The 18,810-nt window shown below is 71.1% G+C and carries 16 protein-coding genes and 1 other RNA gene; 7 read left to right on the forward strand and 10 right to left on the reverse strand.

Features of this window, described 5'->3' with window-relative positions; genetic code table 11:
• Positions 1–189: 189 nt before the first annotated feature.
• The 4 genes from rnpB to AB0K67_RS29070 form a co-directional block, all read right to left on the reverse strand.
• Positions 190–580, reverse strand: an RNA gene (gene rnpB, locus AB0K67_RS29055) — RNase P RNA component class A.
• Positions 581–679: 99 nt separating this feature from the next.
• The gene (locus tag AB0K67_RS29060) at positions 680–1,954 is read right to left on the reverse strand and encodes a bifunctional RNase H/acid phosphatase (protein WP_364066712.1); all 1,275 of its coding nucleotides are present in this window, start codon (positions 1,952–1,954) and stop codon (positions 680–682) included.
• Positions 1,951–2,691: a C4-type zinc ribbon domain-containing protein gene (locus tag AB0K67_RS29065; RefSeq protein ID WP_364066714.1), complete on the reverse strand. Its 741-nt coding sequence runs from the start codon at positions 2,689–2,691 to the stop codon at positions 1,951–1,953. Before AB0K67_RS29065 ends, AB0K67_RS29060 begins: the two co-directional genes overlap by 4 nt.
• Before the next feature lie 2 nt (positions 2,692–2,693).
• Entirely contained in the window at positions 2,694–3,494 is an 801-nt protein-coding gene (locus AB0K67_RS29070) for a Nif3-like dinuclear metal center hexameric protein (protein ID WP_364066716.1), read from the reverse strand.
• Between the two features lie 103 nt (positions 3,495–3,597).
• On the opposite strand from AB0K67_RS29070, the gene AB0K67_RS29075 reads away from it, so the two are divergent.
• The 3 genes from AB0K67_RS29075 (at position 3,598) to AB0K67_RS29085 (ending at position 7,312) form a co-directional block, all read left to right on the forward strand.
• On the forward strand, positions 3,598–5,049 hold the full coding sequence (locus tag AB0K67_RS29075; RefSeq protein WP_364066718.1) for an NAD(P)/FAD-dependent oxidoreductase: 1,452 nt from the start codon (positions 3,598–3,600) through the stop codon (positions 5,047–5,049).
• A 96-nt stretch (positions 5,050–5,145) separates the two neighbouring features.
• Positions 5,146–6,171, forward strand: a complete 1,026-nt coding sequence (locus AB0K67_RS29080) for a dipeptidase (protein WP_364066720.1) — start codon at positions 5,146–5,148, stop codon at positions 6,169–6,171.
• Between the two features lie 40 nt (positions 6,172–6,211).
• Complete coding sequence (locus tag AB0K67_RS29085; RefSeq protein ID WP_364066722.1) at positions 6,212–7,312, forward strand: M20 family metallopeptidase; 1,101 nt, start codon at positions 6,212–6,214, stop codon at positions 7,310–7,312.
• A gap of 181 nt (positions 7,313–7,493) precedes the next feature.
• Here AB0K67_RS29085 and AB0K67_RS29090 read toward each other — a convergent pair whose 3' ends face one another.
• The 3 genes from AB0K67_RS29090 to AB0K67_RS29100 all read right to left on the reverse strand — a co-directional run bounded on the left by AB0K67_RS29090 (position 7,494) and on the right by AB0K67_RS29100 (position 10,881).
• Entirely contained in the window at positions 7,494–8,147 is a 654-nt protein-coding gene (locus tag AB0K67_RS29090) for a TetR/AcrR family transcriptional regulator C-terminal domain-containing protein (RefSeq protein ID WP_364066724.1), read from the reverse strand.
• The gene (locus AB0K67_RS29095) at positions 8,144–9,037 is read right to left on the reverse strand and encodes an alpha/beta hydrolase (protein ID WP_364066726.1); all 894 of its coding nucleotides are present in this window, start codon (positions 9,035–9,037) and stop codon (positions 8,144–8,146) included. The genes AB0K67_RS29090 and AB0K67_RS29095 overlap by 4 nt, the downstream gene beginning before the upstream one ends.
• A gap of 884 nt (positions 9,038–9,921) precedes the next feature.
• Positions 9,922–10,881 (reverse strand): YafY family protein, encoded by a 960-nt coding sequence (locus AB0K67_RS29100; RefSeq protein WP_364066728.1) that lies wholly within the window; start codon positions 10,879–10,881, stop codon positions 9,922–9,924.
• An 89-nt stretch (positions 10,882–10,970) separates the two neighbouring features.
• Between AB0K67_RS29100 and AB0K67_RS29105 the strand changes: the two genes are divergently transcribed.
• The 4 genes from AB0K67_RS29105 (at position 10,971) to AB0K67_RS29120 (ending at position 14,982) form a co-directional block, all read left to right on the forward strand.
• Positions 10,971–11,513 (forward strand): DinB family protein, encoded by a 543-nt coding sequence (locus AB0K67_RS29105; protein ID WP_364066730.1) that lies wholly within the window; start codon positions 10,971–10,973, stop codon positions 11,511–11,513.
• A gap of 118 nt (positions 11,514–11,631) precedes the next feature.
• Entirely contained in the window at positions 11,632–12,441 is an 810-nt protein-coding gene (locus tag AB0K67_RS29110; protein ID WP_364066732.1) for a GNAT family N-acetyltransferase, read from the forward strand.
• Positions 12,442–12,505: 64 nt separating this feature from the next.
• Complete coding sequence (locus AB0K67_RS29115) at positions 12,506–13,936, forward strand: Nramp family divalent metal transporter (protein WP_364066734.1); 1,431 nt, start codon at positions 12,506–12,508, stop codon at positions 13,934–13,936.
• 101 nt (positions 13,937–14,037) lie between these two features.
• The gene (locus AB0K67_RS29120; protein ID WP_364066736.1) at positions 14,038–14,982 is read left to right on the forward strand and encodes a zinc-binding dehydrogenase; all 945 of its coding nucleotides are present in this window, start codon (positions 14,038–14,040) and stop codon (positions 14,980–14,982) included.
• Positions 14,983–15,027: 45 nt separating this feature from the next.
• On the opposite strand, the gene AB0K67_RS29125 is transcribed toward AB0K67_RS29120, so the two are convergent.
• The 3 genes from AB0K67_RS29125 to AB0K67_RS29135 are packed head-to-tail and all read right to left on the reverse strand — an operon-like array spanning position 15,028 to position 18,728.
• Positions 15,028–16,542, reverse strand: coding sequence for an AMP-binding protein (locus tag AB0K67_RS29125; RefSeq protein WP_364066738.1), 1,515 nt, complete (start codon positions 16,540–16,542; stop codon positions 15,028–15,030).
• Entirely contained in the window at positions 16,543–17,565 is a 1,023-nt protein-coding gene (locus AB0K67_RS29130) for an acyl-CoA dehydrogenase family protein (RefSeq protein ID WP_364066740.1), read from the reverse strand.
• Positions 17,562–18,728 carry an acyl-CoA dehydrogenase family protein gene (locus AB0K67_RS29135; protein ID WP_364066742.1) on the reverse strand — a complete coding sequence of 389 codons (1,167 nt, stop codon included), beginning with the start codon at positions 18,726–18,728 and terminating at the stop codon, positions 17,562–17,564. Before AB0K67_RS29135 ends, AB0K67_RS29130 begins: the two co-directional genes overlap by 4 nt.
• Positions 18,729–18,810 lie beyond the last annotated feature (82 nt).

Below are 18,810 nucleotides of genomic sequence, written 5' to 3' on the forward strand. Positions count from 1 at the left end.
GGCACCAATATCGAGCGCGCCTCTGCCACCAGCGATGGCATACCTACGCCGAGACAACACCATGATCACAACAATCTACGGCTGCCGTAACTGAGCAGCAGACTTCCAGCGAGTGCGTCCCCGATGCGTCCACTGAGAGCTTTTATGGCGACGGCTGAGGCTTTCGCCGCAGGTCAGGGGAAGAGGTGAGGGACGAGTCGGCCTGTAGGCCGGGTTCTGTCCTTCTTGCGAAGGGGCGGCCATCCATCTAGGACCGCCGTTGCCGGCGGCCTCAAGCGGTCTACCCGCGCGACTCGGGCGGGCAGCCCTCAAGCGTCGCGCGCGGGACACCCCGAAGGGAGTCCCTTCTTGACCTTGCTCCGGGTGGGGTTTACCGAGCCGCCTGCGTCACCGCAGGCGCTGGTGGTCTCTTACACCACCCTTTCACCCTTACCTTCCGGCCGAGACCGGGAGGCGGTCTGCTTTCTGTGGCACTTTCCCGCGGGTCACCCCGGGTCGGTGTTACCGACCACCCTGCCCTGTGGAGCCCGGACCTTCCTCGGCGGGCCCGGAGGCCCGACGCGGCCGCCCGGCCGACTCGTCTGCAGGAGGGTATCAAACCCTCGGTCATCCCCCGTCAACGGCGAGATCTGATCGCTCATGCCCGGGGCCGTGCCCACGAACCCGGCCCCGGGCGATGTCAGCGGAGGTGGGCCGTGTCGTTGAAAGTCTTCACCACGGCGGGGCCGTCGGCGTAGTACTCGATCAGCGACAGGCACGCCAGGTCGAGGTGCATGCGGTAGATGCCCTGCAGGGGCGCTGTGAGCGCGTCCTGAAGGAGCAGCTTGATCGGCGTGACGTGGGAGACCGCGAGCACGGTGCGGCCTTCGTACCGCTCGATCAGGCGCTCCCTGGCCGCCTGCACGCGGCGGGAGGTCTCGGCGAAGCTCTCGCCACCGGGCGGGGCCACATCGGGGTCGGAGAGCCAGGCGTTCAGCTCGGCGGGCCAGCGGCGCTGCACCTCCGTGAACGTGTGCCCCTCCCACGCGCCGAAGTCGGCCTCCCGGAGGTCGTCCCAGACCTCCACGTCGAGGCCGGTCCGCTGGGCGACCGCCTGCGCGGTCTGGCGGGCGCGCTTCAGCGGCGAGGAGACGATGACATCCAGCCGGTACGGCTCCCGCGCCAGCCGCTCGGCCGCCGCCGACGCCTGGGCCAGGCCGTTGGCCGTCAGCTCGGCGTCGCCGCGACCGGAGAAGCGGCGTTCGACGGACAGCTCGGTCTCGCCGTGGCGCAGCAGGAGCAGCGAGGTGGCGACGCGGGTGGGCGGGGCCCAGCCGGTGCCGGTGCCCGCACCCGTACGCCTGGCCGTCGTCTGCTGGGCTGTGGCGACCGAGGCCGTGGGGGCGGACAGCTCGGCGATGTCGCCCGCGTCGAGGAGGTCGGTCTGCTTCGGCACGGACGGCGCCGCCGTACCCGACACTCCCGCCGAACCGGACGCGCCCGCCGGAGCGGACTCCCCCGCTCCACCGGACGCGGTGCCGCCCGCCTTCCACGCCAGGCCCTGGGCGGCGGCGTCCATGGCCTCGTTGGCCAGGCGGTCGGCGTGCTGGTTGCGCTCGCGCGGGATCCAGGTCCACTCGGTCACCCGCAGCCGCCTGACCAGCGAGCCCGCCTCGGCCGCCAGCGGGCGCAGGCCCTCGTTCTTGATCTTCCAGCGGCCCGCCATCTGCTCGATGACGAGCTTGGAGTCCATGCGTACGGCCACCTGCGCGCCCTCGCCGCCCAGGTCGAGCGCGGCGCGCAGGCCGGCGATCAGCCCGCGGTATTCGGCGACGTTGTTGGTCGTGACGCCGATCGCCTCCGCCGCCTCAGCCAGGACCTGCCCGTCGGAGGCGTCTTTGACGACCGCGCCGTAGCCGGCCGGACCCGGGTTGCCGCGCGAGCCGCCGTCGGCCTCGATGACGTAGGAGGTCACAGGCCCGACTCTGCGGTACGGACGAGGATGCGGCGGCACTCCTCGCACCGGAGCACCTCGTCGTGGGGGGCGGCCTTGATGGCGTTCATCTCAGCGATGGACAGCGCCACCTTGCAGCCCTGGCACCGGCCGCCGCGCAGCATGGCCGCGCCGACGCCGTACTGCTCCCTGAGCTTCTCGTAGAGCTTGAGCAGGTCGGCGGGGATGTCGCCGGCGACGGTCGTGCGGCGGCCCTGGACCTCGGCCACCTCCTTCTCGATCTCGGCGAGCGCGGCGTCGCGGCGCTCCTCGGCGGCCGACAGCTCGGCGCGGACCTCGTCGCGCTTGGCGATCAGGTCGGTCACCTTGGTGTCGGCGGCCTCGCGGCGTTCCATGATCTCAAGAACGACCTCTTCCAGGTCGCCCTGCCGCTTGTGGAGCGAGGCGATCTCGGACTGCAGGCTCGCGAGGTCGCGCGGCGAGGTGACGGCCCCGGAGTCGAGGCGCTTCTGGTCGCGCTCTGCGCGGGTGCGTACGGCATCGACGTCGCTTTCGGCCTTGGCCTGCTCGCGCGCCAGGTCGCCCGCCTCGGTCTCGGCCTCGATCACCTGGGTGACGAGCCTGGCGTACAGCTTGGAGCGCTCGTCGATCTCGGCCAGCTCGGGCAAGGTGCGGCGGCGGTGTGCCAGCCGATCAAGCGTGGTGTCGAGCTCTGCCAGGTCGAGCAGTCGCTTCTGTGCCTCAGGGGCTGCTTTCATGATCAATATCCTCTTGTCCAAGCATCGGTGACCGTGGCGGAGACACGCGTTTCAACGTTAACGCCACTCTCGCGCAGGATGGACGCCGCGCTGTCGAGCCAGGGCCACTCGGTCGCCCAGTGCGCGGCGTCGATCAGCGCAGGGCCACCCGCCTCAACGAACTCGCTGGCCGGGTGATGGCGGAGATCGGCGGTGAGGAAGACGTCGACGCCGGCGGCCCTGGCCGCGCCGAGCAGGGAGTCGCCCGCTCCCCCGCTGACCGCGACGCGCCGCACGGGACGTGTGGGGTCGCCGGCCACGCGGATACCCCACGACGTGCGCGGCAGGCCCTTGGCCACGCGCTCGGCGAACTCCTCCAGCGTCGTCTCCTCGGGCGGCTCGCCGATGCGGCCGAGCCCGCGCCACGGGTCGTCGGGGAACGGCTGGAGCGGCACGAGGTCTCCGGTCAGCCCGACCGCCCTGGCGAGGGCGTCGGAGACGCCGGGGTTGGCCACGTCGGCGTTGGTGTGGGCGGTGTAGAGGGCGATGTCGTTCTTGATCAGAGTGTGGACGAGGCGGCCCTTGGGCGTGGTGGTGGCCACGGTGGTGGTGCCGCGCAGGTAGAGAGGGTGGTGGGTGACGATCAGGTCGGCGCCCCACTCCAGCGCCTCGTCGGCCACGGCGGCGACCGGGTCGACCGCGAACAGCACCCGCCGCACCTCCTGCGCCGGATCTCCGCTGACCAGCCCCACCGCGTCCCACGACTCGGCCCGGGCGGGCGGATAGGCCGCCTCGAGCACTCCGATCACGTCATTCAACGTCACAGCAGCCACCTGCGCAGACTACCGGTACGCGGGAGATCGAGGGGTGTCGCGGCGGCGGCGTTCGGCGTAATGTAAGTGAATCCTGACTTGCGGAGGGACGGGCATGGCGCCACGCGTCGCGATCATCGGAGCGGGTTTCGGCGGGCTGTGCATGGCGATCCGGCTGGAGAAGGCCGGGATCCGCACGTACAGCGTCTTCGAGAAGGCGGACGATCTCGGCGGGACGTGGCGGGACAACACCTATCCCGGGGCGGGGTGCGACATTCCCTCGCATCTGTACTCGTACTCATTCGAGAAGTACACGAGCTGGACGCGGCGCTACCCCGAGCAGCCGGAAATCCTCGGATACCTCCACCATTGCGCCGATAAATACGGCGTCAGGCGGAAAATCCGCTTACGGACGGAGGTACGGCGGGCGGTCTTCGAGGGCGGCGCCTGGCACATCACCACGTCGTCCGCCGACGGCGCGCGTACGGAGACGTTCGACGTGGTCGTCATGGCGGTGGGACAGCTCAACCGGCCTCGTCTGCCGGACATTTCCGGCATGGAGGACTTCGAGGGGGTCTCCTTCCACTCGGCCCGCTGGAACCACGACCACGATCTCACCGGCAGGCGCGTCGCGGTGATCGGCACCGGTTCGTCGGCGGCCCAGCTCGTGCCGCGGGTCGCGGAGCGGGCCGCGCACCTCTACCTCTTCCAGCGCACGCCCAACTGGGTGATCCCCAAGCCGGACGCCGTGTTCGGGCCGGTCGCGCGGCTGGCGTTCCGGTTCGTGCCGGGGTTGCAGCGGGCCTACCGCGAGTGGATCTACCGTTACGCCGAGGGCACCCTCTATCCGGCGCTGGCGCGGGGCTGGAGCGAGGGGCTGCTCAGGCAGCGGGCGCTGCGCCACCTGCGCGATCAGGTGCCCGACCCCGGGCTGCGGGCCAAGCTCACGCCCGACTATCCGCCCGGCTGCAAGCGGGTGATCATCGACAGTTCCTTCTATCCGGCGCTGAGCAGGCCCAACGTGTCGCTGGTGACCGATCCCATCGCGCGCATCACCCCCAAGGGGGTCGAGACCGGTGCGGGCACGTACGAGGTGGACACCATCGTGTACGCCACCGGCTTCAAGAGCACCGAGTTCCTGACGCCGATGGAGGTGATCGGGCGCGAGGGGCGCTCGCTGCACGAGCGGTGGAAGGACGGCGCCGAGGCGTATCTCGGCATCTCCGTGCCGGGCTTTCCGAACCTCTTCATGCTGTACGGGCCCAACACCAACCTCGGGCACAACTCCATCGTCTTCATGATCGAGTGCCAGGTGGCGCACATCATGGCGTGCCTGCCGTACCTCGGCAGGTCAGGGCCCATCGAGGTGCGGCCGGAGGCGATGGCGGCCTGGCGGCGGCAGCTCGACGCGGCCATGAGCAGGATGGTGTGGGGCGCGGGCTGCCGGAGCTGGTACAAGACGGCCGACGGGCGCGTGACGAACAACTGGCCTGGGCCCACCACGCTCTACCGCAGGCTGACGGCCAGGCCGCCGGAGCCCGCGTACCAGCCCGTCGGAGCAGGGTAGGAGCCGCCGTGATGGTGCGTCAGACCAGGATCGGACGCCAAAGATCGGACCGGGGCACGATGGTGCAGGTCACGGGCGCGCGATAACGTCCTGAGCATGACGCTTCCCCTGCATCAGCGCGCTATCGTGGCCGACACCCACAACGACCTTCTCATGGCGGTCTCCGCACGGCCGCCGCAGCAGTGGGCCTCGTTCTTCCGTGAGCGATGGCTGCCGCAGCTCCAGGACGGCGGGGTCAACGTGCAGGTGCTGCCGGTCTTCATCGACGACCAATACCGGCCCGAGGGCGCGCTGCGGCAGACGCTGCGCATGATCGAGTGCGCTCACGTGCTGGCCGAGGGTAATCCCGACCACGTGAGCCTCTGCCTCGACGCAGGCGACATCGACCGGGCGCTCGACGCGGGCAAGATCGCGCTGGTGCTGGCGATGGAGAGCATGCCCGGCCTCGACGCCGACGTCGAGCTCATCTCCACCATGCACCGCCTGGGCGTCAGGGTGGCGTCGATCGCCCACTTCGGCCGCACTCCCCTGGCCGACGGCAGCGGCGAAGACGACACCGGCAGCAGGCTCACCTCCCACGGGGTCGAGGCGCTGCGGGAGATCGAGCGGCTCGGCATCATCTTCGACGTCTCCCACCTCGGCGCCTCCGGCGTCGCCCACGTGCTCGAGCTGGCCACCAGGCCGGTCATCGCCACCCACTCCTCCGCCCGCGCCCTGCGCGACCACCACCGCAACCTCACCGACGACCAGCTCCGCGCCATCGCCGCCAACGGGGGCGTCATCTGCGTCAACTTCTTCGCCCCGTTCCTCGCCGAGCGCGAGGAGGACATGACGCTCGACCGGCTGCTCGACCACATCGAGCACATCGTCTCCGTGGCCGGCATCGACCACGTGGGGCTCGGGCCCGACTTCATCCGCGAGGTGATGGACGACCTGACGCCGCCGTGCTGCGAGGACGTCCCCGTGAGGGGCCTCGACCCGAAGAAGGCGATCCCGGGCCTGGAGGGTCCCGCCGGGCTGCCCATGGTGACCGAAGGACTGCTGGCGCGCGGTCTGCCGGAGAAGGACGTCATGCAGATCATCGGCGGTAATGTGCGGCGCCTGTTCGGGGAGCTGCTCTGATGCGGGTTCACGTACGTACGACCTTCGGGGGACGACCGGCATGACCGACCACCACACCACCTTTCCGGAGCTCGCCGGCATGCTGGCCGACCTTGAGGAGCTGGTCTGCTGCGAGTCGTTCTCCAGCGACCTGGAGGCCGTGGCCCGCAGCGCCAAGGTGGTGGCCGCAATGGGCACCCGCCACCTGGGCAGCGAGCCCGAGTTCCTGGTGATCGACGGTGTCACCCACCTGCGCTGGTCGTTCGGCACGCCCAAGGTGCTGCTGCTCGGCCACCACGACACGGTCTGGCCGATGGGCAGCCTCGCCACCCACCCCTGGTCGGTAATCGACGGGGTGGCCAGGGGGCCGGGCGTGTTCGACATGAAGGCGGGGCTGGTGCAGACGTTCCACGCCCTGGCCGGGCTCGACTCGCTCGACGGCATCACGCTGCTCATCACCGGGGACGAGGAGGTCGGCTCGCTCACGTCGTCGCGGCTGATCCAGGACACCGCGCGGGGGCTGGCCGCCGCGTTCGTCATGGAGGCGAGCGCCGACGGCGGGGCGCTGAAGACGTCCAGGAAGGGCACCTCGCTCTACACCGTCAACGTCCACGGCAAGGCCGCGCACGCCGGGCTGGAGCCGGAGAAGGGGGCCAACGCGGGCATCGAGCTGGCCCACCAGATCCTGGCCATCGCCGGGCTGGGGGCGGGCGCGACGACCGTGACGCCGACGGTCCTGTCGGGCGGCTCGACGCTCAACACCGTTCCCGCCTTCGCGTCGGTCGGGGTGGACGTACGGGTCGCCGAGGTGGCCGAGCAGGAGCGGGTCGACGCGGCGATGCACGCCCTGCGGCCCGTCGTGCCCGGCACCCGCCTGGAGGTCGTCGGCGGGCCTAACCGGCCGCCGCTCGAAGCGTCCATGTCGGCCGCGCTCTTCGCCCGCGCCCAGGAGCTGGCGGCGGAGCTGGGCCTGCCGCCGCTCACCTCCGCCTCGGTGGGCGGCGCCTCCGACGGCAACTTCACGGCCGGCGTAGGCTGCCCGACCCTCGACGGGCTGGGCGCGGTGGGCGGCGGGGCGCACGCGGACCACGAGCACGTGCTTGTGTCGGAGCTCCCCGGCCGCACGGCCCTCCTCCGCGCCCTGATCGAGGCGGTCCGCTGATCGGCCGTTGTGCGGGGTGACCGACTACCCAGCAAGCACGCCCCGCAGCGACCTCAACGGACAGGCGCACTGCTACCCGGCGGGTAAGGCCCAAAGCGGGGTCTAGAGAGCGAAACCCGCAGCGGCCAGCCCAACGAGCGGCACCCACAACGGCCCTAAGGGGCGAGACCTGGCAGTGGCCTCAGGAGGTGGGGTGGGCGAAGCCCTCCAGGAGGGCGGTCAGGCCGGGTTCGAAGTGGTCGTCGAGGGTGGTGGCGTCGGCGGCTTCGGCGAGGAGGTTGTAGTCGGGGCTGCCGGGCTCGGGTTTGCGGCTGCGGCGTTCCGCGCCGAGCTTGGTGACGGCGATGGCGAGGGCGTGGCCGACGGTGAACTCGCGCAGGCAGCGGGTGAGGCGCAGGGCCTGCGCCGGAGGGATGCCGTCGGCCTGGAGCTCGCTCAGCATTTTGACGCCGGCGTCGATGGCGGCGGGAGAGCGTACCGGCCGGGTCGCGAACACCTGGACGGCGTGGGGATGGCGCAGGAGGGTGTCGCGCAGCCGCAGGCAGTATTCGCGGACGAGTTCCTGCCAGGTGCCGTCCCAGGGCAGGGTGTCCACGTCGATCTCGTCGAACATCGCCTCGGCGACGCCGTCGAAGAGCGCCTCCTGGTCGTCGTAGTGGCGATAGACGGCCATGGGGTCGAAACCGACCGCGGTGCCGAGCTTGCGCATGGAGAACTTGCGCAGGCCGTGGGCGTCGATGAGGGCGAGCGCGGCGGTGGCGAGGTACTCGCGGGTGAGCCTGGGCCGGGTGGGCGGCTCGGGCACCTCGCCCGTCGGTCTGGAATCGGTCGTCATGGTGCGAAGCCCTCCAGGACGGCGCTGAGTGTCGCGGTGAATTCCTCCGGGTGCTGCATGTACGGGACGTGGCCGCCGGGGAACTCATGGCAGGGTACGCCAAGGCGTTCCGACAGCAGGCGGACGGCGGTGTGATACGGCTTGCCGACGCTGTCGCGCCCGGCGGCCAGGCACCACGGCGCCGTGGTGGCGGCGAGGGCGGTCAGGTCGGGCCGGTAGTCGTAGCAGAAGGCGGGCAGCTCGCGGCGCAGCAGCAGCTCGGCGTTGTGGAGCTGACGGGTCATCGGGTCAGGGTCGCGGCGGGTGACCTTCCGCGTCAGGGTGTCGGCGGCGAGCATGAGGCGGGTTCCGGCGGCGATGGCGGTCTGGCCGGCGGGTGACAGGAAGATCCGCGGCGGGTCGGACAGGGTCATCGCGCCGAAGGCCGCGTACGCCCGCATCAGATGCCCCTCCTGGCTGAGGCGGGCGATGTGGTCGATCTCCCGGCGCTCCGCGGAGCCGGCCGGCAGGAGCTGGACCAGCGGCGCCTCGTGCACGACGGCGCCCAAGAGGCGGTCTGGGTGCCTGATCACCATCTCCAGGGCGATGATCGCGCCGCCGCTGCTGCCGAAGACGTAGGCGCGGTCGAGGCCGTGGTGGTCGAGGACGGCGGCCGCGTCGTCCGCCTGGGTGGCGGGTGTGATCGAGGCGTCGGGGCGGGTGAACGGGCTGCGCGAGTTGCCGCGCCGGTCGTAGGTGATCACGGTGAACGTCCGCGAGAGCGGCTCCACGACGTCCGCGTACATGGCGGCGTCGCCTCCGCCGCCGGGGATCAGCAGCAGTGCGGGGCCGTCGCCTGCGCGCTCCACGTGCAGCCGGGCTCCGGGCACCTCAATCGACTCGATCGCCATGGTTCTCCCTGTCTCCTTACGCCGCCTGTCTACACTGTAGTTGGAGTCTACGACGTAGACATCGAGGAGTGGTTGGGGCAGCAGCTCTCCGCGGGGGAGAAGGGGTGGTCACGGCTTCACGCCGCCGCAGGCCGCCACAAGCCGTCTCGGGCCGCATGCCTCGGCCCGGCGCTCCGGTCGGGATGCGGTTGGGCGGGCCCAGCCGGCGTTCCAGTGGAAAGGTGGTGGGCAAGCCCAGCTGGCGTTCCGACCGGAGGGTGTCGCGGTTACGTCCGCGAATGGGCGGCCAGGCATTCTCCGTCCGGAGCGAGTCGGCGGCGGGCTGCCAGCCCGGCCGTGCGTCGTTGAGCGGACCGACGGCCCTGGCCGGAGCGTCTCGGGAGGGCCGGCGGTCCGGCCGAAGCGCGGTCAAGGGCGGACTGGCAGGCTGGTCGAGGCGCGGTGGGGGCGGGCCGGTGAGGCACGCCGAGCAGGAGCGCGCCGCCGTCGCCGCCGTCTCGGCGCGCAGCGGACGTGATCTCAAGGGCGGCATCGGCGGTCTGCGGTTATGGGACGCGATCGACATCGCGGCCAGCCGTCCCGTAGGTCACGTGCGGCCCGGCCATGGGCGGTGTGGAGACGGACGAGAAAGGACGAAACGAGCGGGCCGCAGCGCGGCGTGTAGTCAGCGTGGCAGCGGCTGGATCCTGTCTCCCGGCTTATCAGCCACGTAGGAACGCGCGACCACTGAGCCCGCTCACCTGCACGTGATCACCAGGCCCGCACGCAGGCACGTCATCACTGAACCCGTACGCAAGCACGTGATCACCAGGCCTGCACGCGGGGACGTGATCCCTGGCCCGGACGTAAGGACGTGATCATTTGGCCCAGAGGCGGGGACGTGGTCACCGGGCGCGGGTGAAGCGGGCGCCCCAGGCGTGGATGCGGGTGAGGAGCTCGGGTGGGCTGATGACGCGGAAGTCGGCCTCCAGGCTGCCGAGGGCCATGATCGGCCAGTCGAGGTCGTCGGTGCCCATGTAGACGAGGCAGTGCCCGTCTTCGGCCTCCTCGACCGTGGCCCACCGGCCGATGCGCGCCCGCACCTCGTCGGCCGGGGCGTACACGAGGACCTTCGTCCGGTACGTCTGCGGCTGCATGTTGTCGAGGCCGGCCTGGACGAACTCGGCGGCGTCGGCGGTGGGCAGCTCGCGGGGGCGGAAGCGGGCGCCGGTGCTCTCGGGGGCGGACATCCGGTCGACGCGGAAGCTGCGCCAGTCGTGGCGGGTGAGATCGTAGGCGACGAGGTACCAGCGGTGGCCGATGGACACCAGGCGGTGCGGCTCGACGTTCCGCTCGGTCCTGTTGCCGCCGGCGGCGGTGTAGGAGAACCGGATGCGTTCGCTGTCACGGCAGGCGAGGGCGACCGTGGTGAGGACGGCGGGGTCGGCGGCGGCCCTGGCGGGGTTGCCCCAGCCGGCGGAGACGGTCATGGCGCGCAGCGCGTCGATGCGCCGGCGCAGGCGTACCGGCATCACCTGGACGACCTTCGCCAGCACCCGTACGGACGACTCCGCGATGCCTTCGACCGGGTTCTGTGCGGCGGCCTGCAGGCCCACGGCCAGGGCGACCGCCTCCTCGTCGTCGATCACCAGCGGCGGCAGGGCCGCGCCCGCGGCGAGCTGGTAGCCGCCGTCCACGCCGCGCTGCGCCCGCACCGGGTAGCCCAGCTCGCGGAGGCGGTCGATGTCCCTGCGCAGGGTGCGCGGCGACACGCCGAGCCGTTCGGCCAGCTCCCTGCCCGGCCAGTAGCGGTGGGTCTGCAGGAGGGAGAGCAGTCGCAACGTACGGGTGCTGGTGTTCGCCATGTTCTCCATTGTCTTTGTCATTGCGGACGGAAAGTGGCCGCAATGGAGGTCATCGTGGAGGGAAGCGACCGAGAAGAAGGGCATCACCCATGACCGTTGAGACGCTGAGCAGCACCCCCGAAGTGACCGGCGAGCGCGCCGACCTGCTGGCCGAGCTGGCGCAGGCCCGCCACTTCCTGCGTTTCACCACCCGCGACCTCACCGACGAGCAGGCCCGCGCGCGTACGACCGCCAGCGAGCTGTGCCTGGGCGGCCTGATCAAGCACGTGACCTCGGTCGAGCGGAGCTGGGTGGACTTCATCCTGAACGGCACCTCGGCCATGAAGAACTTCACCGACATGACCGAGGAGGACTTCGCCCAGCGGGCCGCCGACTTCCGGCTGCTGCCCGATGAGACGCTGGCCGGGGTGCTGGCGGCGTACGAGGAGGTGGCCCGCAGGACGGACGAGGTGGTCGCCACCCTGCCGGACCTCAACGTCGCCCACCCGCTGCCGGAGGCGCCGTGGAACGAGCCTGGGGCGCGCTGGTCGGCGCGCCGGGTGGTGCTGCACATCATCGCCGAGACGACCCAGCACGCGGGCCATGCCGACATCATCCGCGAGTCCCTCGACGGCGCGAAGACCATGGGGTGAAAGGTGGCCGGGGGCGGGTCGCCGGCGCGCCCCCGTCCTCCGGGCCCGCCGTCCGGACTCCGGGACGGAGGGTGGTGCCGGGTGCGGGCACATACCGGTGACGTGCGTAAATGGGGGCATGGAGCACGAGGAGGCGGCGGCCAGGGCCGGGGTGGTGGTCAGGGAGCTGTGCGAGATCGGCGAGTTCGAGCAGGTCTACCGGCTCTTCGACGAGATCTGGCGGCCCGGGCCGACGAACGTGCCGGCGACGGTGGAGCTGATGGTGGAGTTCGCGCACACCGGCAACTACGTGGCGGGTGCGTACGCGGGCGACGAGCTGGTGGGGGCGTCGGTCGGGTTCCGGGCGGCGGGGCGGGCGCTGCACTCGCATGTGACGGGCGCCGTGGTGGGGCGGGGCATCGGGTACGCGCTCAAGGCCCACCAGAAGTGGTGGTGCCTGGAGCGGGGGCTTGAGCGGATCACGTGGACGTTCGACCCCCTCGTACGCCGGAATGCCTACTTCAACCTGGTCAAGCTGGGCGCCCGCCCCGAGGAGTACCTGCCGGACTTCTACGGGGTGATGGCCGATGCGATCAACGAGGGGGACGAGTCCGACAGGCTCATGGCGGTCTGGCATCTCGACGAAGACACCGGGGCAGATCACGATCCGCGGGAAGCCGCCGTGCGGCTGTGGGAGGGGCCGAACGGGGAGCCGGTGCTTGAGCCCGACATTTCACCACAGCCGGCGCTTGAGCCTGGCATTTCACCACAGAGCCGTACGCAACTCGTCGGCACGCCGAGCGACATCGAACGCCTGCGCCGGGACAACGCGTACGCGGCCCGCGCCTGGCGGCGGGCGATGCGCGAGGCGCTGGGCGGAGCCATGGCGGCGGGCGGACTTGTGGTGGGTTTCACCACTCGCGGAGAATATGTCGTGTCGATTACTTAGGTATTCCACCGCCGTTATAGGTCTCTGTAATGTGACGGCAGGAATGCCGAACAAGGAGATCCGCATGTCGGAGTTCACTCCCACCGTTCCTTCGCGAGTCCTGCCCACCGTAGAAGTCCGCGACCTTCCCGAGCCGCCGCGCTCCACCTGGCGCATCATCGGCCCCGGCCTGGTGGGCGCCGGTGTCGGGCTGGCGTCGGGCGAGTTCATCCTGTGGCCGTACATCGCCTCGCAGGTCGGTCTCGTCTTCATCTGGGGTGCCGCGATCGGCATCATCACCCAGTGGTTCCTCAACATGGAGATCGAGCGCTACACGCTGGCCACCGGCGAGACGGCGCTGACCGGGTTCAGCCGGATGTGGAAGCACTGGGGCCTGGTCTTCGTGATCATGACGTTGTGCTCGAACCTCTGGCCGGGCTGGGTGACCACGTCCGCGACCATGGTGACGTACCTGACCGGCACGGGTGAGGGCTCGGTGCGCTACATCGCGATCGCCATGCTGATCGTGATCGCGCTCGGGCTGACGCTGGCGCCGGTGATCTACACCGCGCTGGAGAAGGTGATCTTCGTGAAGATCGCCCTGGTCGCGACGCTGATCGTGGTGGGCATCGTGGTCGCGATCACCGCCGAGAGCTGGGTGCAGCTCGGCCGGGGCCTGACGGTCGACGCCCGGTTCCCGGTCCCGCCGCTGGAGTTCGCCGTGCTCATGGGCGCCATCGCGTACGCGGGCGCGGGCGGCGGCCAGAACCTGTGCCAGAGCAACTGGATCCGCGACAAGGGCTTCGGCATGGGCCTGTACGTGCCGCGCCTGGTCAGCCCGGTCACCGGCCAGGAGGAAGCGGTCTCGTCGACCGGGTTCCAGTTCGCGCCGACCAAGGAGAACCTGGCGCGCTGGAAGAACTGGTGGCGCTTTGCGAACGTGGAGCAGGCGTGGACGTTCGCGGTCGTGTCGTTCGTGACGATCGCGCTCATGTCGATGCTGGCGTACTCGACGGTGTTCGGTAAGCCGGGGCTGGAGAACAGCATCGCTTTCCTGCAGGCCGAGGGCGAGGTGCTGCAGGACGTCGTCGGGCCGTGGTTCGGCATCCTGTTCTGGGTGATCGGCGCGCTGGCGCTGTTCGCCTCGGCGATGGGCATCGTCGACTACACCTCGCGGCTGGCCTCCGACACGATCAAGACGGTCTACCTGCGGGACAAGCCGATCTCGGTCAACCGCGTCTACTTCATCGTGGTGTGGGCGCTGGCGCTGTTCGGCACGGTGATCCTGCTGGCGGGCCTGGACCAGCCGCTGATCCTGCTGGTGTTCTCGGCGTGCTTCGCGGCCGTGATGATGTTCGTGTACTCGATCCTGCTGATCGTCCTCAACCGGAAGGCGCTGCCGGAGGCGCTCAAGGTGCGCTCGTACCGGCTGGGCGCGCTGATCTGGTCGGTGCTGTTCTTCGGCACGCTGACCGTGATCGTGGTCTTCCAGCAGGCGCAGAACCTGTTCGGCTGACGGCTGCTGCGATCGGCGTGCGGCCCGGCGTGCGCGGCGAATCCTCGCCGCGCACGCCGGCGCTTGACCTCAAGCGAAGTCGAGGTACCAGACTCGGCCGCATGCGAGTCGTTGAAGTGACGAAGTACGGCGGCCCCGAGGTGCTCCAGGTGAGCCGGGCGCCGGAGCCGGTGGCCGGTCCCGGGCAGGTGGTCATCGGCGTTTGCGTGGTGGACGTCATGTCCATCGACGCCCAGTTGCGCGCCGGGTGGGGGCGGGACTGGTTCCCCGCCGAGCCGCCGTTCGTGCCGGGCACCGGGGTGGCCGGGCGGGTCGTGTCCGTGGGCGACGGGGTGGACGCCGGATGGCTGGGCAGGCGGGTGGCCGCGCAGCTCCCCGGCGGAGGCGCGTACGCCGAGCGGGCCGTCGCCGGGGTGGAGACCGTCGTGGAGGTGCCCGGTGAGGTCACGTGGCGGCAGGCGGCGGCGCTGATCCAGGTGGGTCCGGCCGCGCTGAGCCTGGTGGGGGCGGCGGAGCTGAAGCCGGGCGCCGAGGTGCTGGTCACGGGGGCCGGTGGGGCGCTCGGGCTGGCCGTCGTACGGCTGGCGCGTGCGGCCGGCGCGACGGTGACGGCGGCGGCGCACGACCCGGCCAAGCGGGAAGCGGCCTCGGCGGCGGGCGCGGCGAAGGTCATCGGCTACGCCGAGTTCGCGGGAACGTTCGACGTGGTCTTCGACGGGGTCGGGGGCGAGGTGGGCGGGTCCGCCTTCCGGCTGCTGGGGCCGGGCGGGCGGTTCTTCGCGTACGGGGTACCGAGCGGGTCGGCCGCGCTGATCGACCCGGCCGAGGCCGAGCGGCGCGGGGTGCTGGTCGTCGGGATGGAGCAGGTCCAGTTCGCGCCGGAGGAGTTCAGGGGGCTAGCCGAGCAGACCATGCGGGAGGCCGCGGCCAGGCGGCTGACGGCCGAGGTGGGGCTCGCGGTGCCGCTGGAGCGGGCCGCCGAGGCGCACGCGGCGCTGGAGGAACGCCGGCTGGTGGGCAAGGCGCTCCTCCTCGTCGCCGAGTGAACCCCGTCGGCCGAATGAGCCCGGCCGAGTAAGCCCCGTCGCCGATCAGGAACCGGTGCCGGGCCGGGAGGCCAGGTAGTCCTCGCGCACCTTCGACCGCGACAGCTTCCCCGTCGGCGTCCGTGGCAGCGTCTCGCGGTACTCGATCACCTTGGGATGCTTGAACCTGGCGATACGCGGCCCGCAGTGCTCCAGCAGCGCGGCCGTCAGCGCAGGCCCGGGCTCGGCGCTCGCGGCGGGCTGGATGAGGGCGACCACGTTGTGCCCCCACTCCTCGTCGGGCACCCCGATGACGGCCACGTCGGCCACCGCGGGGTGTTCGAGCAGCGCCGCCTCGATCTCGGCGGGATAGATGTTCACCCCGCCTGAGACGATCATGTCGGTACGCCGGTCGCACAGGAACAGGTAGCCGTCGTCGTCGAGGTAGCCGATGTCTCCGGGGGTGTACCACTCCCCCAGCTCCCCCAGCTTGGAGGCGGCCGTCTTGGCGGGGTCCTTGCGGTATTCGAACGTGCCGATGCCGGACTTGACGTAGACCAGGCCGGGCTCGCCGGGCGGCAGCTCGTCGCCGGACTCGTCGCAGATCTTCGCCTCGAACGTGGGCACCGGCCGCCCGACGGTGCCGGGGCGGGCCAGCCACTCGTGCGGCTTGACGGCGAAGGCGATGGAGGACTCGGTGGAGCCGTAGTACTCGTACAGGACCGGCCCCCACCACTCCATGATCTGTTTCTTGACCGCCACGGGGCAGGCGGCGGCGGTGTGGACGACCTGCCGCAGGCTGGAGACGTCGTATCTGGCCTTGACGTCGCCGGGCAGCCGCAGCATGCGGTGGAACATGGTCGGCACCATCATCGCGTTGTCGATGCGGTGGCGTTCGATCAGCTCCAGCGTTCCGGCCGGGTCGAAGCGGGGCGCGATGACCACGGTGTGCCCGAGGTGCAGCGCGAGCTGGGCGTGCGCGCAGGGCGCCGAGTGGTACATCGGCGAGGTGACCAGGTGCCGCGCGTCGCCCGGCTTCAGGTCGGCGACCTCGCCGATGAACCACTGGTGCAGCGGCAGCGTCGCCTCGGGCTCCCTGCCGGGCAGCGGGCGCTGCACGCCTTTGGGGAAGCCGGTGGTGCCGGAGGTGTACCACATGACGGCCCCGGCGGTGCGGTCGTCCGGCGCGCCGGCGGGCTGCCCTCCGGCGAGCCCGTCCGTGCCGATCTCGCCGCCGGGCACGGCGTACTCCGGCCCGGTCACGACGACCTTGGCGTCGCAGTCTTTGAGGATGTACGCGATCTCCGAGGCGGTCAGGTGCCAGTTGATCGGCACGTAGTAGAGCCCGATCTGGGCGGTGGCCATGACCATGATCAGGGCGTCGATGCCGTTGGGCAGCACGCCCGCGGCGACGTCGCCGGTGGCGAGGCCGCGGGCGGCGCGCAGGCCGTGGGAGACCTGGTTGACGCGGGCGAGCAGGTCGCCGTACGTGGTCCGCGTGCCGTCGGCGTCGATCACGGCGAGGCGGCCGGGGTCGGCGGCGGCGATGGCGTAGAAGCCGGGTAGCCCGCTGATGTCCATTCAGAGCTCCAGCAGTTCGGCGAGCCTGGCGCGGTGGAGGCGGGGCGCGCCGAGCAGCACCTCGTCGGCCTTGGCCCGCTTGTAGAACAGGTGGGCGTCGTGCTCCCAGGTGTAGCCGATGCCGCCGTGCAGCAGCAGGTGGTCGCGGGCCACCTCGAAGCAGGCGCGGCCGACGTACGCCTGGGCGAGCGCGGCGGCCTCGGGCAGGTCGGCGGGCGACTCGTCGGCGGCCCACGCGGCGTACCTGACGATCGACTCGGCCTGTTCGAGCTTGGCGTGCATGTCGGCGAGCTTGTGCTTGACGCCCTGGTAGGAGCCGATGTAGCGGCCGAACGCGACCCGGATCTTGGCGTAGGCCACGATGGCGTCGAGCGCGGCGCGCATCACGCCGAGCTGCTCGGCGGCCAGCGCCACGCACATCCGCTCGAAGACGCCCGTCTCGGGGACGGGCCCGAGCAGCCGGGCCGGGGCGCCGTCGAGCACCACCTCGGCCTGGCCGCGGGTGATGTCGAGCGTCTCCAGCGGGCTCCTGCCAACTCCGGGCCCGGCCAGCTCGACGGCCAGCAGCACGGGGCCGTCGTCTGCTCCGGCGGGCACGATCAGCACGTCCGCCTCCATGCCGGAGAGCACCTGGCCGAGCCGTCCGGTGGCGGTGGCGCCGTCGTAGGCGACCTCGCTCGCGTGCACGGTGGCGGCGATGCGGCCCTCGGCGATGCCGGCGAGCAGCTCCTTGTCGGGCACCCCGCTCAGCGTGATGGCGGCGAACGCGGTGGCGAGGAACGGTCCCGGCAGCAGGGCCGCGCCGGTCTCCTCCAGCGCGACGGCCAGCTCGGTCAGCCCGGCGCCGGCGCCGCCGTACTCCTCGGGGACGATCAGGCCGGACAGGCCGAGCTCGCCGCCCAGCCGCGCGTACACCTGCGGGTCGTAACCGTCGCGGGCCTTCGACACCGGCGATGCGGCGCTGAGGAAGGCGCGTACGGCCGCGCGCAGCTCCTGCTGTTCGGTGCTGAGTACGAGCTTCACCCCTGCGTCCCCACCTTCAGGTCCTTGAACGGCACGTTCTTGTCCACGCGCGGCTCCGGCGGCAGGCCGAGCACGCGGTCACCGATGATGTTGCGCATGATCTCGTTGGTGCCGCCGCCCAGCGCCATGCCGGGGGCCATGGAGATCGCGCGGGCGAGCGGGTGGCCGGCCAGCGTGGCCTCGGGGCCGACGAGGCGGGTGGCGAGGTCGGCCTGGAACTGGGTCAGCTCGGCGAGCAGCAGCTTGGCGGCGCTGCCGCGGGCGCCGGGGAAGACCCCCGCCTTCGTCTCCTGGGCCAGCCGCTCGTTGAACAGCTCCAGGGCGCGGCTGCGGATGTGCAGCTCGACGAGCTGGTCGCGGACCAGCGGGTCGGAGGTGTCGACCTCCTTGCGCAGCGCGCCGAGCGCGGCCGGGTTCTCCTTCTGGCCGCTCATGCCGACGCCCGCCGAGATCGACAGCCGCTCGTGCAGCAGCGTCGTGACGGCGACGCTCCAGCCGTCGTTGACCTCGCCGATGCGGTGCTCGTCGGGGATGGGGACGGCGTCGACGAACACCTCGTTGAAGTTGGCCCGGCCCGACATGTCCTTCAGCGGCCTGACGGTCACGCCCGGGTGGTGCATGTCCACCACGAACATGGTCAGGCCCTTGTGCTTGGGCTGCTCCACGTCGGTGCGGGCGAGCAGCAGGCCCCAGTCGGCGTGCTGGGCGACGGACGTCCACACCTTCTGGCCGTCGATGATCCAGTGGTCGCCGTCGCGTACGGCCCTGGTCTGCAGGCCGGCCACGTCGCTGCCGGCGCCGGGCTCGGAGAAGAGCTGGCACCAGATCTCCTCGCCGCGCAGCAGCGGGCGGATGAACCGTGCACGCTGGGCGTCGGTGCCGCGGTCGACGATCGTGGGCCCGGTCATGCCGAGGCCGATCGAGAAGACGTAGGTGGGCAGGGTGAAGTCGCGGGCCTCCTCGGCGAAGGCCCGCTCCTCCGCCTGGGTCAGGCCCTGTCCGCCCCACTGCTTCGGCCAGCTGATGCCGGAGTAGCCGGCGTCGTACAGCTTGGCCATGAACTCCTTGGCGCGGGGGATGGCCTCCGCTTCGGGGTAGTCGCCGGACGGTACGTTCTCCTGCAGCCACTGGCGGGCTGCGCGCCGATACTCAGCAAGGTTCACTTCGACTCCTCGGCATCAGTGCTCACTTACTCTAATCAGCTCACCGCGGCACGCATAGAGCATTGCTCTAGTGCTTGCCCGC

It is taken from the genome of Nonomuraea sp. NPDC052634, from assembly GCF_040678535.1.
Taxonomy (GTDB): domain Bacteria; phylum Actinomycetota; class Actinomycetes; order Streptosporangiales; family Streptosporangiaceae; genus Nonomuraea; species Nonomuraea fastidiosa.

Bases quoted from the DNA above. Each gene is read 5' to 3' on its own strand.
- AB0K67_RS29065 (WP_364066714.1), bottom strand. From the start codon at position 2,691: ATGAAAGCAGCCCCTGAGGCACAGAAGCGACTGCTCGACCTGGCAGAG.
- AB0K67_RS29075 (WP_364066718.1), top strand. From the start codon at position 3,598: ATGGCGCCACGCGTCGCGATCATCGGAGCGGGTTTCGGCGGGCTGTGC.
- AB0K67_RS29080 (WP_364066720.1), top strand. From the start codon at position 5,146: ATGACGCTTCCCCTGCATCAGCGCGCTATCGTGGCCGACACCCACAAC.
- AB0K67_RS29085 (WP_364066722.1), top strand. From the start codon at position 6,212: ATGACCGACCACCACACCACCTTTCCGGAGCTCGCCGGCATGCTGGCC.
- AB0K67_RS29090 (WP_364066724.1), bottom strand. From the start codon at position 8,147: ATGACGACCGATTCCAGACCGACGGGCGAGGTGCCCGAGCCGCCCACC.
- AB0K67_RS29095 (WP_364066726.1), bottom strand. From the start codon at position 9,037: ATGGCGATCGAGTCGATTGAGGTGCCCGGAGCCCGGCTGCACGTGGAG.
- AB0K67_RS29100 (WP_364066728.1), bottom strand. From the start codon at position 10,881: ATGGCGAACACCAGCACCCGTACGTTGCGACTGCTCTCCCTCCTGCAG.
- AB0K67_RS29105 (WP_364066730.1), top strand. From the start codon at position 10,971: ATGACCGTTGAGACGCTGAGCAGCACCCCCGAAGTGACCGGCGAGCGC.
- AB0K67_RS29110 (WP_364066732.1), top strand. From the start codon at position 11,632: ATGGAGCACGAGGAGGCGGCGGCCAGGGCCGGGGTGGTGGTCAGGGAG.
- AB0K67_RS29115 (WP_364066734.1), top strand. From the start codon at position 12,506: ATGTCGGAGTTCACTCCCACCGTTCCTTCGCGAGTCCTGCCCACCGTA.
- AB0K67_RS29120 (WP_364066736.1), top strand. From the start codon at position 14,038: ATGCGAGTCGTTGAAGTGACGAAGTACGGCGGCCCCGAGGTGCTCCAG.
- AB0K67_RS29125 (WP_364066738.1), bottom strand. From the start codon at position 16,542: ATGGACATCAGCGGGCTACCCGGCTTCTACGCCATCGCCGCCGCCGAC.